This is a genomic window from Nitrosopumilus sp. (assembly GCF_025699125.1).
Taxonomy (GTDB): domain Archaea; phylum Thermoproteota; class Nitrososphaeria; order Nitrososphaerales; family Nitrosopumilaceae; genus Nitrosopumilus.
This window is the reverse complement of record NZ_JAILWC010000003.1, coordinates 205,535-219,966: the sequence shown is the minus strand read 5'-3', so window position 1 is coordinate 219,966 and position 14,432 is coordinate 205,535. Positions and strand designations below refer to the sequence as shown.

21 protein-coding genes are annotated in these 14,432 nt (G+C 31.1%); 5 read left to right on the top strand and 16 right to left on the bottom strand.

All coding sequences use genetic code 11. The features are described 5' to 3' along the window. Positions 1 to 4 precede the first annotated feature (4 nt). The 5 genes from K5783_RS08775 to K5783_RS08755 form a co-directional block, all read right to left on the bottom strand. Positions 5 to 475, bottom strand: a complete 471-nt coding sequence (locus K5783_RS08775; protein WP_297473778.1) for a hypothetical protein — start codon at positions 473 to 475, stop codon at positions 5 to 7. A 341-nt stretch (positions 476 to 816) separates the two neighbouring features. Beyond that, positions 817 to 1,227, bottom strand: a complete 411-nt coding sequence (locus K5783_RS08770) for a hypothetical protein (RefSeq protein ID WP_297473776.1) — start codon at positions 1,225 to 1,227, stop codon at positions 817 to 819. 273 nt (positions 1,228 to 1,500) lie between these two features. Next, positions 1,501 to 1,827, bottom strand: coding sequence for a hypothetical protein (locus tag K5783_RS08765; protein WP_297473774.1), 327 nt, complete (start codon positions 1,825 to 1,827; stop codon positions 1,501 to 1,503). 87 nt (positions 1,828 to 1,914) lie between these two features. After that, positions 1,915 to 2,256 carry a nascent polypeptide-associated complex protein gene (locus tag K5783_RS08760; RefSeq protein ID WP_278973905.1) on the bottom strand — a complete coding sequence of 114 codons (342 nt, stop codon included), beginning with the start codon at positions 2,254 to 2,256 and terminating at the stop codon, positions 1,915 to 1,917. Continuing rightward, complete coding sequence (locus K5783_RS08755; protein WP_297473772.1) at positions 2,253 to 2,726, bottom strand: PUA domain-containing protein; 474 nt, start codon at positions 2,724 to 2,726, stop codon at positions 2,253 to 2,255. The genes K5783_RS08760 and K5783_RS08755 overlap by 4 nt, the downstream gene beginning before the upstream one ends. 90 nt (positions 2,727 to 2,816) lie before the next feature. Between K5783_RS08755 and K5783_RS08750 the strand changes: the two genes are divergently transcribed. The 5 genes from K5783_RS08750 to K5783_RS08730 all read left to right on the top strand — a co-directional run bounded on the left by K5783_RS08750 (position 2,817) and on the right by K5783_RS08730 (position 7,554). After that, positions 2,817 to 3,863, top strand: a complete 1,047-nt coding sequence (locus K5783_RS08750; protein WP_297473771.1) for a phosphate uptake regulator PhoU — start codon at positions 2,817 to 2,819, stop codon at positions 3,861 to 3,863. A gap of 30 nt (positions 3,864 to 3,893) precedes the next feature. Beyond that, the gene (gene hflX / locus K5783_RS08745) at positions 3,894 to 5,015 is read left to right on the top strand and encodes a GTPase HflX (RefSeq protein ID WP_297473770.1); all 1,122 of its coding nucleotides are present in this window, start codon (positions 3,894 to 3,896) and stop codon (positions 5,013 to 5,015) included. Next, positions 5,005 to 5,538, top strand: coding sequence for a tRNA (cytidine(56)-2'-O)-methyltransferase (locus K5783_RS08740; RefSeq protein ID WP_297473769.1), 534 nt, complete (start codon positions 5,005 to 5,007; stop codon positions 5,536 to 5,538). Before hflX ends, K5783_RS08740 begins: the two co-directional genes overlap by 11 nt. Before the next feature lie 26 nt (positions 5,539 to 5,564). After that, positions 5,565 to 6,080 (top strand): transcription factor, encoded by a 516-nt coding sequence (locus K5783_RS08735; protein WP_109877440.1) that lies wholly within the window; start codon positions 5,565 to 5,567, stop codon positions 6,078 to 6,080. 82 nt (positions 6,081 to 6,162) lie between these two features. Beyond that, entirely contained in the window at positions 6,163 to 7,554 is a 1,392-nt protein-coding gene (locus tag K5783_RS08730) for an NAD-dependent succinate-semialdehyde dehydrogenase (protein ID WP_366939184.1), read from the top strand. Positions 7,555 to 7,571: 17 nt separating this feature from the next. Here the strand turns inward: K5783_RS08730 and K5783_RS08725 are convergent, their stop codons facing one another. From K5783_RS08725 to K5783_RS08675, 11 genes are all read right to left on the bottom strand, one after another. Beyond that, positions 7,572 to 7,883, bottom strand: coding sequence for a hypothetical protein (locus K5783_RS08725; RefSeq protein ID WP_297473765.1), 312 nt, complete (start codon positions 7,881 to 7,883; stop codon positions 7,572 to 7,574). 2 nt (positions 7,884 to 7,885) lie between these two features. Further along, the gene (locus K5783_RS08720) at positions 7,886 to 8,443 is read right to left on the bottom strand and encodes a hemerythrin domain-containing protein (protein WP_297473764.1); all 558 of its coding nucleotides are present in this window, start codon (positions 8,441 to 8,443) and stop codon (positions 7,886 to 7,888) included. A gap of 98 nt (positions 8,444 to 8,541) precedes the next feature. After that, positions 8,542 to 8,799 carry a hypothetical protein gene (locus K5783_RS08715; protein ID WP_109877443.1) on the bottom strand — a complete coding sequence of 86 codons (258 nt, stop codon included), beginning with the start codon at positions 8,797 to 8,799 and terminating at the stop codon, positions 8,542 to 8,544. A gap of 36 nt (positions 8,800 to 8,835) precedes the next feature. After that, complete coding sequence (locus tag K5783_RS08710) at positions 8,836 to 9,492, bottom strand: 2,5-diamino-6-(ribosylamino)-4(3H)-pyrimidinone 5'-phosphate reductase (protein WP_297473762.1); 657 nt, start codon at positions 9,490 to 9,492, stop codon at positions 8,836 to 8,838. Continuing rightward, positions 9,479 to 10,669 carry an amidohydrolase family protein gene (locus K5783_RS08705; RefSeq protein ID WP_297473761.1) on the bottom strand — a complete coding sequence of 397 codons (1,191 nt, stop codon included), beginning with the start codon at positions 10,667 to 10,669 and terminating at the stop codon, positions 9,479 to 9,481. The genes K5783_RS08710 and K5783_RS08705 overlap by 14 nt, the downstream gene beginning before the upstream one ends. Further along, positions 10,663 to 11,415: a GTP cyclohydrolase IIa gene (locus K5783_RS08700; protein WP_297473760.1), complete on the bottom strand. Its 753-nt coding sequence runs from the start codon at positions 11,413 to 11,415 to the stop codon at positions 10,663 to 10,665. Before K5783_RS08700 ends, K5783_RS08705 begins: the two co-directional genes overlap by 7 nt. Beyond that, on the bottom strand, positions 11,412 to 11,828 hold the full coding sequence (gene ribH / locus K5783_RS08695; RefSeq protein ID WP_297473758.1) for a 6,7-dimethyl-8-ribityllumazine synthase: 417 nt from the start codon (positions 11,826 to 11,828) through the stop codon (positions 11,412 to 11,414). The genes K5783_RS08700 and ribH overlap by 4 nt, the downstream gene beginning before the upstream one ends. A gap of 2 nt (positions 11,829 to 11,830) precedes the next feature. Next, positions 11,831 to 12,496 carry a 3,4-dihydroxy-2-butanone-4-phosphate synthase gene (ribB, locus tag K5783_RS08690; RefSeq protein ID WP_109877448.1) on the bottom strand — a complete coding sequence of 222 codons (666 nt, stop codon included), beginning with the start codon at positions 12,494 to 12,496 and terminating at the stop codon, positions 11,831 to 11,833. Positions 12,497 to 12,574: 78 nt separating this feature from the next. Then, entirely contained in the window at positions 12,575 to 13,159 is a 585-nt protein-coding gene (locus K5783_RS08685; RefSeq protein WP_278973894.1) for a riboflavin synthase, read from the bottom strand. Between the two features lie 95 nt (positions 13,160 to 13,254). Then, positions 13,255 to 13,404: a hypothetical protein gene (locus tag K5783_RS08680; RefSeq protein ID WP_297473756.1), complete on the bottom strand. Its 150-nt coding sequence runs from the start codon at positions 13,402 to 13,404 to the stop codon at positions 13,255 to 13,257. Positions 13,405 to 13,684: 280 nt separating this feature from the next. After that, on the bottom strand, positions 13,685 to 14,389 hold the full coding sequence (locus tag K5783_RS08675; RefSeq protein ID WP_297473755.1) for a tetratricopeptide repeat protein: 705 nt from the start codon (positions 14,387 to 14,389) through the stop codon (positions 13,685 to 13,687). Positions 14,390 to 14,432: the final 43 nt, after the last annotated feature.

The following is a 14,432-nucleotide window of genomic DNA, read 5'->3' as shown; positions in this document are numbered from 1 at the left end:
AATCTTATGCTTTTATTGCTATTGATTCATTCTCGTGAGCAGATACAACTTCAACATCAGGATTCTTCTTGCAATTCTTTTCGTGTTTATCTGCATAAACAAATAATTTTTCACAGTATTTGCATGGAGTTTTTTCTTTAGTTTTTGTTGCTACTTTGGATTTTGCTGCTTTAGCTTTTACAGTTTTTGATTTGGATTTTGTTTTTGGATTTACTTCAACTTCAATTTCTTCTGGTTGAGTGTCAGCAACTGCTTTAGCTTCAATAGAATCAGCCTCAACTCTAGCTCGTAATTTTGCTTTGTACTTAAGATTACGTGGTTTTGTTCTTAATCTATATCCACAACATGGACACCAAAGTCCTTCCCATTTGATGAATATTTCACAAATTTGGCATCGACGTTGTCCTGAAGCATATCTTCCGGTTCCAACTGGCTTTTGAGCCTTATATCTAACACAAATTCCTTTACAAGTCATCTTGGTAGTATCTTATAGAATTCATAACTATATAAGGATGGATCGATAAAATCTATAAAAAAAATTAAAAAAGTTGCAAATATTTTCAATTATAATGCGATCATCAGTATTTGTTTCAAAAAAAAACTTGAAATCTCCAATAAATATGTATAGCTTATTTTATTTCGATATTTTTTGAAAAAATAATAACTATCAATATAGTTGTTTAACAAAAAATTTCATTCTTTTTTCAAAAAAATATAAAAAATTCAAGAAATCATCATACTTTCATAATTGTGTTAATGAAGTATTAATGAAAGATAAAAACAGATAATTTTTAGAAAAATAGAATTCTTGAACGTTCAACCTGTCAAAGACAATGGTAAAATGGAATGTCTAAAACCATCACGTTGAGAGATATATTTTGCTGAAAGCATATCTCGTTTTCCTCGTTGATTGAAATTTTTAATTTTTAAACTAGTTTTCCGTTCATCAACAAATTCCAATTCAAAAGATGAACAAAATGTTAGATTCAACATAGAAACAATTTTTTTGGCAATGACCATATTTCCATTTCCAATTTTTATTATTTTTTGTTTTGCTCTAAGGCCTCCTAAAATTTGAATAATGTGAAAAACAAAGTCTTCAATCGATAAATGAAATGATCTCTCAATTTCTTGCCCATAATAAAATACAGATAAGCCTATTCGTTGTCCAGGATCAACACCTAAAATTAAAATTTCTTCCTCAAAATCTAGATTGAGTTTTTGCATTATTATTCCTCTAATCACAGTTGAAGGCTGTTCAAATATATCTTCATGAAATAATAGTTTTTTACATTTTTTGGGAGATTCTTTCCTAGTTGTAAATATTAGATGCCCTGAATAATCTAAAATTTCTTCTGGGAGAATAGAATCAAAAGATAATTGAAGTGTTTTAAGATAGGTTGAAAATCTATAGTAATGTTTACCATACGTAGTAGCAATTCCAATACGAGTATTAAGTAAGGGATCGATATTTTTTTGAATAAAATATGAAATTTAGGTTTATGCCTTCAAAACAGTTGACACCACATGTTTCACTGCTTCATCAAAATTGGCATCAATTGTGGATTGTATTTCAGATAATTTAGCATCACCTTCTTGGGCAATTCTTTGAGATTCAGAAGTTGCCTTTTCTTTAGATGCATTAATAATTACTTCAGCCTCTTTTGTGGCCATTTCTCGAGTTTTTTCTAATAATGAATCAATTTTAGACTGAGCTTTTAGATTCAGTTGTTTTTTCATATCACCTACTTTACTGTTCAAAGAATCCAGGTCATCTTCTAAAGCATTCAGAGATTTGATAATTCCCGTAACTTTGGATTCGGCCATACTACTCATTATACTCAAAATTTAATGAATCCATTACTTAAATCATTCATTTTTGGTTAGTTTTTAGGCACAAAAAACAAATAAAAATTATCCACTTGTCAAAAGCAAGATTGCTCTAGCAAGATCGCCTTTGGCCTCCTCTAAAGCATTTTTGGCCTTTTCTTCATCAACTCCAGCCTGTTGACTCACAAGTTGAATGTCCTCTTCTGAGAAAATTGGAACTTCCAATTCTCTTTCTTCATAGCTATCTGCAGTTACTGTAAAAATCGAATTATCTTTTGCTTTCATTTCAGTAACGGAGGGTTTTGTGATAATGATCTCTTTCTTGTCAGTTTTGATTATTACCTCTTGAACATTTGATAGTTCATTCATGTCTAGACCCATCTTATCCATCATTCTTCGCATTTCACGATTACCTCCTCGCATCATGATTCTATTGCCTCCTTTGGACTTTTTAAACTATCTCTGACCTTTATTGCCACACCTCTATTAAAATCAGAAATCATCTCATGGGACAAAACAGCCTTACCCACTGCAATTACTCTACCCTTGAACAATACAGGGGTATCAGCAGAAATTCTAACTTTATTTCCACACCATACTACATGTTTACAAAATACTGATTTTCCATCCATTACAAAAGGAGCAGCATCCTTGTTTATTTCCACACAATTTTCTTTGAATGTTTTACTTTTCAATAAAATTTGAGCAAAATAAGGACTAATTGCTAAGCCACCATCAATTCTCAAAGTACACAATAATTTTCCCTCATGCAAAACAGTTCGGATTCTTCCGGTCTTTCTAGAAAATATCATTTCAATATTTTTTGGTAAATATTTTGATACTCCATTTCCAAATAATGCATCAAGTGAATATCGGAGTTTGAGAATTTGATCCACATGCATAAAAGATCTTTTCTAAATATTAGTTCAATGCAAGACCATATTATAACTACTAAACTATATAGATAGGATTAATCTCTTTAGATTATGGAAGAGAGAGAAGAGACAAGGAAAATTCAATTTACAGGAAAATCATCATACATAGTTTCACTTCCAAAACAGTGGATAATGGAATTAGGTCTTAAACAAGGAGATCAAATTAGGATGGTTAGAAAAGGTTCCTCAACATTAGAGCTTTATCCCCCAAAATTCGAATCACGTATCCAAAAAAAAGAGGATGCTGTAATAGAGATAGATATTGAAGAAAATGCATCTTCCATAATTAGAAAATTAATTTCATTGTATTTTCTAGGGTTCAGGACAATTAATGTTAAACCAAAAAACGGTAGATTGAGTCCCAATCAAAGGAATACAGTGAAAGAAGCAGTGAAGAGAATGCTTATGGGTTCAGAAATAATTTCTGATTCTAGTGGAGGAATTACAGTTCAGGTTCTTGTGAATTTATTGGAATTGTCAGTGGATGGAGCATTCAAGCGGATGATACATTTGGCAAAATCAATGTCTAGTGATGCTATTTTAGCAGTAAAAGAAAACAATCTAGAATTAGCACAAGAAGTAATCAATACAGATGACGAAGTAGATAGATTTGGATTTTATATTATTAGACAATTAAAAATAGCAATCCAAAATGAACACATGCTAAAAGAGATGGGTTTTAGAAATGCCAGAAATTGCCTTGGGTACAGGTTGGTTGTAAAAAATATTGAAAGAGCAGGAGATCATGCATCATTTATTGCATCTGATCTTTTAGAATTTAAAAAACCAGTTAAGAAAGAGATTTTAGATAAGCTTCAAGATATGAATGAATTTTGTTTATCAGTGTTAGATGATGCATGTTTGGCTTTATTCAAAGAAGATTATGTTCAAGCAGAAAAAACCATTGAGAAAACAAATGAAATTAGCAAATATGAGAAAAAAGTCAGAGATGCATCAAAATCATTAAAAGATGATGAGGAGTTTTATAGAGTAAGAAGAATGTCTGAAAATATTAGAAGAGTTTCAGAGTATGCTAGCGACATAGCAGAAATTGTTTTGAATATGAATATTGAAAAAGTACTGAAAAAAACGGAATAATAATTAAAAATTGACTAAGAATGAAATATAATGAAATCTGCAATTTTAATCACATATGACCAGGAAGATTCGATTAACGAGGCCAAAGGACTCTGTGATGCAGCAGGGTATGAAGTAGTTCACATTATCCAGCAAGATTATCTTCAAAAACCAAAATACGGAATTAGTGGAGGAGTTTTAGAAAGATTAGAAGAGATAGCAGATAAGCTTAGGCCAGAGGTAATAATATTTGATGAAATTTTGAAACCAAGTCAAAATTATAATTTAGCTTCAGCCTTACATCGTGAAATTTTAGATAGAGAAGGATTAATTCTTGAAATCTTTGAAAGCAGGGCATCAAGTGCAGAATCAAAGTTGCAAGTCAAATTAGCTCAGTTGAGATATGAGATGGCCAGAGCAAAAGAAAAAGTTCGTCTTGCAAATATGGGTGAGCAACCAGGGTTTATGGGCATTGGAAAATTTGAGGTGGATGTCTATTATAACGATATTAAACACAGAATGCAAACATTAAGATCTAAACTTGAAAAAGCAGGAAAACAAAGAGAACTTCATAGACAAGGACGAAAAAGACTTGGATTCAAGACTATTTCACTTGCAGGATATACATCTGCAGGAAAAACAACCTTGTTTAACAAAGTAACAGGTGAATCAAGAGCACAAAGCAAAGAACTGTTTACAACACTTACAACAACTACACGAAGATTAACTATCAATCAAGAACCATTCTTAATTGCAGATACAGTTGGATTTATCAGTAAATTGCCTGCATATATGATTGATGCATTCAAATCAACTTTAGAAGAACTAACATACACAGACATCATTCTATTAGTAATTGATATTAGTGATTCTGTATTTGAATTGAAAAAGAAATTTTCCAGTTGCATGAGAACTTTAAGTGAGTTAGGGGTTGAACAAGATAAAATAATTTATGTGTTAAATAAAGATGATTTATTAAAACAGGATGAGATAGACCGAAAAATCAATATTCTAAATTTAGCTGAAAATAAAAAAGTGATTTCAGTTTCTGCAAAAACAGGCAAAAATGTTAATGAATTGAAAAAATTAATCAAGAATATCACTATGAGTCAAAATTCATACAATTTCAATAAAAATTCATTTGAAGGAGCAAAAGAAACATTTGGTAATTGAAGTTTTAAGAATTGGACAACGTCTTGTAAGAGACGATAGAGTCACTACACATGTTGCACTTGTTTCACGAGCATTTGGCGCAGAAAGAATTTTCATGAATGAAGTTAATCCAGAAATCAAAGACACTGTAGAAAAAATCAATAAAACATGGGGCGGGAAATTTGAAGTAGAATTTATTGATAAATGGAAAAATATTGTAAAAAAGAAAAAGGAAGAAGATTTCAAAATTATTCATCTTTCAATGTATGGTCAAAATATCAATAATGTACAAGAGGAGATTCAAAAGGAAAAAAATTTGTTAATTGTTGTAGGAGCCGAAAAAGTACCTAGAGAGATTTATGAATTAGCAGATTATAATGTAGGAATTGGTAGTCAACCGCATTCAGAGATCAGTGCCCTGGCAATTCTCTTAGATCGGATTCAAAAAGGCAGTCAGTTTGAGAAATACTTTGCAAATGCAAAAAGAAAGATCATACCCACTAAAAATGGCAAAAATGTACAAGTAGAAGAAACAAGGGATTAATAATAGAAAATCAAGAGTCATTAGAGTTGGTAGACAAATACGAAGATCCTTTTGTTAGAATAGCCTCCATGATAGGAGGAGATGAATACCTCAAAGTAGCAAGATCATTACTCAAAGCAGAAGATGCAACTGATGAAGAAATTGCAAGCTCTACTGGTCTTAGGATCAACATGGTAAGAAAAGTATTGTATGATTTGTTTGGAAAATCCTTAATCACTGGGATCAGGGTAAAAGATGAAAGAAAGGGGTGGTTTGTCTACAGATGGAGAACCAGAAGGGAAGAAGTAGAGCATTTTATTGAAAGCCAGAAAAAGAAAATCGAAGAAAGATTACAACAAAGATTAGATTATGAAAATGCTTCAGACTTTTATCATTGTGGTAATGAAGATTGCCCCAGAGTGACATTTGAGAGTGCACTTGATGGAATGTTCAAATGCCCATCATGTGGAAGTGTTCTAAACCTAAAAAAGAATGATAAATCTAAAAAAGCATATTCAAAGAAGATCGATGAAATCAAGAAAGATATGCAGCAAACATTCTGATTTTAACTCAAATACACTGAATTTACAAAAAATATTGAAAAACGAGTTACAGATTAAATAGGAGAAATTCTTGAAAAAATCCTTGGGTCAAATAACTACAATAAATCCAGCAACAAGTGAAGAAATTAAAACATATGATACAATGGATAAAAATCAGGTATTTGCATTAGTGGGAAAAGCAAAAAGAGCTTTTCCAGAATGGAAAAAAGATTATGAAAAACGTAGAAGTTATGTTTACAATTTAGTAGAATATCTTAAGAAACACAAAACGGAACTTGCAAAAGTTGCAACAACTGAAATGGGAAAAGCTCTCAAAGAATCAATTGGAGAAGTTGAAAAATGTGCTTGGGCATTAGAGTTTTATGCAGATCATGGAGATAGTTTTCTTTCTGATGAAGTATTAAACACAGATGCAAGGAAAAGTTTTCTAACTTTTGAACCATTAGGAGTAATTGGTTCCATTATGCCCTGGAATTTTCCTTATTGGCAAGCATTAAGATTTGCAGCTCCATGTTTAATGGCTGGAAATGTGATTGTAATGAAACCATCTAGAGTAACTATGCAATCAGGAATTGAAATTGAGAAAGCATTTACTGAATCAGGAATGCCAGATGGAATTTATCAAACAATAGTAGGTAGTGTTGATTCTGCAAATCACCTTATTGATTCAGATGTTAATGCAGTAACTTTTACAGGAAGTACAAATGCTGGTGCAAAAGTTGGTGAAAGGGCTGCAAAAAATTTAAAAAAATGCGTATTAGAATTAGGAGGGAGTGATCCATTTATTGTATTAGATGATGCAATAATTGAAAAAGCTGCTGAAGGCGCAGTTAAAGGTAGATTCATCAATTGCGGTCAAAGTTGTGTAGCATCAAAGAGATTTTTTGTTGGAAAAAATATTGCAGAAGAATTTACTGAATTATTTATAAAAAATGCATCACAACTCAAAGTAGGAGATCCTATGTCAATTGAAACAGATATTGGGCCTATTTCAAATAAAGAAGGTTTAGAAACAATTTCTGGAATTGTGGAAGATGCAAAAGCAAAAGGTGCAGAAATTCTTCTAGGAGGTTCAGAAATTGACGGAAAAGGATTCTTTTACAAACCAACAATTCTTAAAAACATAACATCAGATATGAGAATTGCAACTGAAGAAACATTTGGACCAGTTGCTCCAATTACAGTAGTTGAAAATGAAAGTGAGGCAATTAAATTAGCTAATGAGAGTGAATTTGGTTTAGGTGCAAGTATCTGGACAAAAGATCTTGCTAAAGCAGATAAAATGTCAAGAAGAATAGATTCAGGAATTGTCAGTGTAAATAATGTTGTAATTTCTGATCCTAGAATTCCATTTGGAGGAATAAAACATAGTGGATTTGGAAGGGAGTTATCAAGGTACGGAATGCTTGAATTTGTGAATCTAAAATCAGTCAGATTTTATGACAATCTTACACATCATCATTATGTAGAGTAAATTACTCATTAATTCATTTAAGTCTCAGTAGATTCATCAAAATCTTCATCATCTTCTTCATCATCTTCTTCATCATCTTCTTCATCACATTCTTCAAGCTCAATATGTGTAGGACTGCCATCTTCACCAAAGTAAATCTCAACACAAATATCCAAAGCCAAAGTATTGGCTAAAGTTTCAGCTAATTCCTTTGGAAAATTTCCCAATCTACTAGGATCCGAAGAATATCGATATTCTGTTATTTCATCTTCATGGTAGAAATCTAATTCAATGTCACCATTAGCAAATTTTCTAACTCCTATCACTTGACCAAATATGCTAGAAGACAAATCTAATTACCCTGTTCAGATATATCTTTTGAAAGATTTTCAGCTAATTTCTCATAATGTTCTCTAGATTTTCCTAAATCATTAAGTTGAGTTTTTTCTATTTCATTTAGCTCATCATCTACTTTTTTTGAAACATATTGTAATCGTGCTTCAGCCATCATGAATAATCTATTATTCTCTTTCCATAGATGTTCTGTTATATGTTCAACATATTGTTGCATATCGCTAATCAATTTTGTAGAATCTCCTGATGAAAGATATTCTTTAGCTGATTCTTCCATTTGAGATCCAATTTCTCTGGAACGTTGATGATCAATTAACATCATTGCTATAGGACCCATATTACTAGGCATTCCAGCTTGTTCTAATGCAGGAAATAGAGATTTTTCTTCTTTAGTATGATGACAAACATCAGTAAAATTTTTTGAAAAATCAATTACAGGAAATAAAATTGATTCAGGAATTTGTTTATTGTCATTTAGTAATTGAATTGTAGATTCCATTGCTTTGATGACTTTTTCTATCAAGTCATGATCGCGTCTTAATGATGCTGTAGACATAATAATTTTGAATAAAATCCAATATCTATATCTTATTTATTTTAAAAAAATAATTAAAAGATAGAAATTAGTTAACGATAAATCGTTAACAAATCAGTTTAACGATTAGAGAGGCTCTTTGATTTTACAAATGCCCAAATCTTTTTGGTCATTTCACTTGGAGCAATTGGTTTATTTCCAAATACTTGTTCTACAGTTTCTTTACGACCTGCAAAACTAATTGCATATCCACCAAATGCTGGTTTTTTTGTGTTTGATTTAGTAGCCTTCTTTTTTGGTGCAGCCTTCTTTTTTGGTGCAGCCTTCTTTTTTGTTGTAGTTTTTCTTTTTGTTGTAGCTTTCTTTTTTACTGCCAATTTCTTGTAATTTTATTTCAAAGAAAGTATAATAACTTACACTTTTACGTAATTCAAAACAAGGTGATTTTTGAGCCTCATAGTAGATTTGAGTCGCAGAATAGGAGAATTTGTGATTTTTCTAAATCCGTCTCCTTCAACCAACGATACAGCATCTTTTCCACCAATTAGAAAGGGAGACAAGGTAATAATTAATTCATCAAAAAGTCCATTTTTAATAAATTCCCAATTAGTAGTTCCGCCACCCTCTACCAGAACTGATTTTATTTTTTTATATGAAAGTTTTTTCAATAATAATTTGATATCAATGGAATTTTTTCCTGCGATAATTATCTCTATAGGAAATTTCTTGAGCCTCTCAAGATTTGATTTAGTGATTTTATTTGAAACAACCACTATAGTTGGGATTTTTTTGCTTGTTTGAATTATTTTTGAATTTTTTGATATACTACCTTTAGAATCTAAAACTATTCTAATTGGATTTTTACCTTTAGTATGTCGTACAGTTAACATAGGATCATCAAGTAAGACAGTATTTTTTCCTACAAGTATTGCATCAACTTTAGATCTTAGTTTATGTAGTCTAATACCATCTAGTTTTGATGATAGTTTTGAATCACCAGTTACAGTCGCAATTTTTCCATCAATAGATGTTGCAGCACTGAGAATTACATACGGTTTAGATTTTTCCATATACTATTTTCCCTCCAATCATTACTGCTTTAATTGCAGATTCAGATGCTCTATGAACAATTGATGCATATGGATTATGCATTGGTTCTAAATCTAAAGCATGTTTATCAAGAAAAATACAATCAGCAATTTTTCCATTTTCAATTACCCCAATATCTTTGTTCAAAACTTTTCCTCCATTTACTGTAGACATTTTAAGAATTTCTTTCGGATCAATTCTTTTTTTGTGAATTCCCATTGTTGCTTTCCAAAGAAAATCCATTTCTCTGAACATATCAGGAGAATTAATCATTACATTATCTGTTCCTAATGCCAGTGTACATCCTGCCTTTTGCATCAATTCTATGTCTGGAATGCCCTCAGCAAGAGAGGAATTGGCTCTTGGGCAAATGACAATTCCTTGGGTTTTTTTTGCTGAAATAGCAAGATCGCTTTTTGAAGCAAAAGTCATGTGAACCAGAAAATGAGGTTTTAGTGACAAGGCTCTAATTGTTTCAGATTTTCCTGTGACTTTCTTTGATGTTGAAATACTTTGTATAGTTTCAGAAGAATGAATTGCCCTAAGTTTTGTTGTTTTTGAATAATATTCTAAAATAGAAGTACTATTTTCATTTGCGCCACTGACACCAATTCCATCACATTCTTTAAGAAGTTGATTAAGATCTTCAGTTTTTTCTTTAGGAAATGGCAGATTTTTTTTAATTTCCGTAGATTTTTGATAGAATTCAAGTCTGCCTAAAATTATGGAACGAATGGGGATGTTAGATAGTACTTTTTTTAGTAAGATTACTCCATCTAATCCCCCTTCTCTAAAATCTACAAATGTCGTAATTCCTTTTCGAAGCATTGAGTGACATGTATTTTTCATAAAATTTGATAGATTTTCTTGGGATGTATTTTTTAGAATTTTTGATTTAGCTCCAAATACAGGATGGATTTTTTCATCTACGCTACTATTGAGCGTAACATCTTTTCCAATCGAATCTCCTATGTGAGTATGTGCATTAATAAAACCAGGGATTAAAAGAAGACCTTCACAGTCTATTGATTCTTCATTTGAGTTAGTTTGTATTTTTGATTGAATTTTTTGAAATATATTATTCTGAATTTTTACATTAGTTCTTAAGACAAAATCTAATTCTGAACCTTGTAATACACTAATATTTCTAATTAACATGATAATTCATAAACTTCAGGTTTTTCTTTTCCTGAATCTCGAATTTCTCGTATTGTGTCAAGAGATTTTGTGGCTAATTTTGCAGCTTCTCTACTAGTATGTGCATTTCCTATTCCACAATTCAAAGATATGTCGTCATTGTCTTTAATCATGTTAATGAAATTCTGAACAGAATTTTTACCATCTTCACTTGCAATTATCATGAAATTATCACCGCCCATAAAAAATGTAAGAGAATTTTTTGCAAGAAAATATTTTGACATTTTCGAATATAATTCAAAAATTATTGATGTGATTTCATAAGGAGAATTATTTTTTCTTCGTGACGTAAGATCATCTACATCTAAATGCATGATTGAAACTTTTGAATCAGATGCATTTTTAACGAATCCGAAAATATTATGTTCTTGATTTAAAACAATGTTATTTTTCTTTCCATCGTATGCCTTCAGATTTGCATCAAAAGGAGATTCGCCATAACCAATGGATATTGCCAAACGAATATCAAATAAGTTTTCAAGTTTTTTTTGGATTTCGATGTGATCTTCTAATTTAAGACCATTAGTAATTACAAAAAATTCGTCGGCTCTATTGAGAAAAACGAGACAGTTCTTTTCAGAAAATAGTTTTTGAACTTCTTTGTATAGTGATGCCTGTAGCATTTGTAGTTCATGTTCTCTATCGCTACCCAATGTCAATGTCCAAGGACCATAACCAGTAATTTTTAATATACTAAGTTGAATCATTTTTGAATTCTCTTTAATTCATAAGAAATTTTTACAACAGCTTCTACTGCGCGTTCTGCAACAGGCCTAATTCTGGCATAGGCATGTCTTTCTTGCATTCCAGGGCCAGATATTCCTAAAGAAACAGGTTTTTGATATTTTATAGATAAAGCAGTCAGGGCTTGGGCCGTAGAATGGGAAATTACTTCATCATGTTTGGTTTGTCCTTTAATAATAGCACCTAAAGTAACTACAGCATCAATATCATTTTTTTGCAATAAAGAATCTACTATTATAGGCATATCATAAGCACCAGGAACTTTACACGTATACAAAATTTTTAATTTCAAAGTAATTGCCTTCTCTTGAGCTACTGCAAGCATCCTAGATGTCACTTTCTCATTAAATTCCGAAACCACTACTGCAATATTCAATACTAATGCACCTTGGCGTATTCTAAAAGTTCTTTTCCATCAATTAATGGAATCCCATTTTGTTTTGCAAATTTTTCTGCTTTATCTACAGATAATGCAGAATATGTTTCAGCATCCATCATTTCACAAATCGCGGTAACAGGTGTCAAACCTGCAACCTGAGCTAAATAAACAGACATTTCGGTATGTCCTTGTCGTGCAGCTAATAATCCTTTAGATGCAATCAATAATGGAACATGTCCAGGAGTTTTAAATGATGATGCAAATTTTTTCTGTTTATTTTCAACATTAAAAATATTTGCCATTTCTCTAATTGTTAATGATCTGTCTTTATCAGTAATTCCAGTATAAGTTTGATAGTGATTTACAGATAAAGAAAATGTTGGATGATCTCCATATGGTGCCAAACCCATAATCATTTCTTTATTTGAAATTGAAGAATCAGCAAGAATTTCATGCATGTACTTTAGTTCAAGAGATTTTGCAAAATTATTATCAATTGCAATACACAGTAATCCACCAGCATATTGTCGCATTCTTGCTACATGTTCAGGAGTAACAAATTCGGCTGCAACTACCATGTCAATCTCATTTTCTCTTCCAGCTGAATCAAATAACAACACAAATTCTCCTCGCTTTAGAGATTGTAGTGCAGATTCAAGAGACATAATAAAAAATCTTTCTAATCTAATTATAAAGTTTACTAAAAAATTGGTAATTACCACTAAATTTGTAGATTATTGACTTTATTTTAGAATGTATTTTCCCAGAATGTCAGTTTCAATATTAACTTTATCGCCTATTTTTTTTGTATGAAAATTTGTTATATCAATGGTATGAGGGATTAATGAAACAGATGCAAGCGAATTTTTGATATCAACTACAGTTAAACTAATTCCATCTATAGCAATAGAGCCTTTTTTCACAACATATTTTGATAATTTCTTTGGAACCTCAAACCAAACTTGTACTTCTTTTGGTTTTTTTAGAATTTTTTTAATTATTCCAACACCATCTACATGACCCAAAACAAAATGTCCTTCAAGTCTCTCACCAGCTTTTAAACTTCTTTCAATATTTACAATTCCACCTACCTTTAGATTACCAAGATCTGTTTTTTTGGTAGTTTCCTCAATCATTTCAAAAATACAACTGGATTTTGACAATTTTGTTGCAGTAAGGCATACACCATTAAGAGCAACACTTTGCCCAATTTTTAATCCCTTAGAATGCTTTCCAAGATTTACAGTCATTTCAATTGCACTGCGATTTTTTGTATTTTTTGAAATTTTTTCCACTGTGCCAACGCCTTCAACAATTCCAGTAAACATCAAAAATAGTTATGAATTATGCGTATAAAATAGCTTTTCGAATTCAGACTTAGAGACAGATTCCAGAATTAAGAGGTATTGAGTTGTAAAACACATCACCATTCATCATCTTGAAGAATCCAAGTTAATCCAATCATATCCATTGCTGTAATGTTGGATGAAACTGGATTTTTAATTTCATGTTCTTCCAGAGATAATGACTGATCAGCGTTTTTGTCATATTTGTACTGAATTAATGTTGACATGTTATGTATTTACAAGATTTGCTTAAAACACTAATGAACAAATCATTCATACAAATCATCAGTAGTCCCTAAATACTATTTTAGACAATATGTTATGGTTGGAATTGTCACCAGTAAACAAATCGTTACTGGTCTTAAGTTCCAATATCATTCATTTCTATACGTAAGATCTATAAGGAAAGGTTGAATCGTTTGCTTTATGTCAGAATTTATTCCAAAATGGTGGGAAGGGATGCTATCAGAACTAGATTTTGATATTGAAACTCAATAACGATAGTAATTATTTGGAATTATAATCTTGAAATTCATTCTCGCAGAATTGATGAAATACAGAAAACCTGTTTTCCTTAGCGTCATTTTTGATTTTTTGCATATCTTTGTTTAAAACTCCTTGTGCAGCTAAAAATGCATCATCATCCATTCCTAATTTTTCAAATAATCTCGATTTTGCAAGAGGAATTTCTTTTAAGGTTGAATCAATACTTTGAGCTTTGTCATAAAATTCAATGGCATCTTTGTAATTTTGGAGATGACTAAGAGAAATGGCTTTATTCATCAAGGCTGTAACATCATTAGGGTCTATTCTAAGAGAGGCATCATAACATTCTAGAGCATTTTGATGGCGATTTAGTTCGTTTAACGATAATCCCATACTGTTAAGGGCCCAAATATCATTAGGATTTGTAGAAAGAATTAGTTTACATAATTCTAAAACTTGCTCATATTCTTTTAGATTTTCAAGGGCATAAATTTTATTTTTTAGTGCATATGTATCTGAATTTTTTATTTCTAGGACTTTATCACAATACACAATTGCCTCATCATACTTTTTTAAATGAATTAGCGATAATGCAATATTTTGAAGTGCAACCATATCATTAGGAATTTTTTCCAATAGATTTTTACAATAATTGTACATTTCTTCATATTTTCCAGCACTAAACATCCTAGTTATCACATTTGTAGGATCTAAAAGATCAATCATTTTTCTAAAATATAATGATAATTCATTATCTTTAACCTATTCT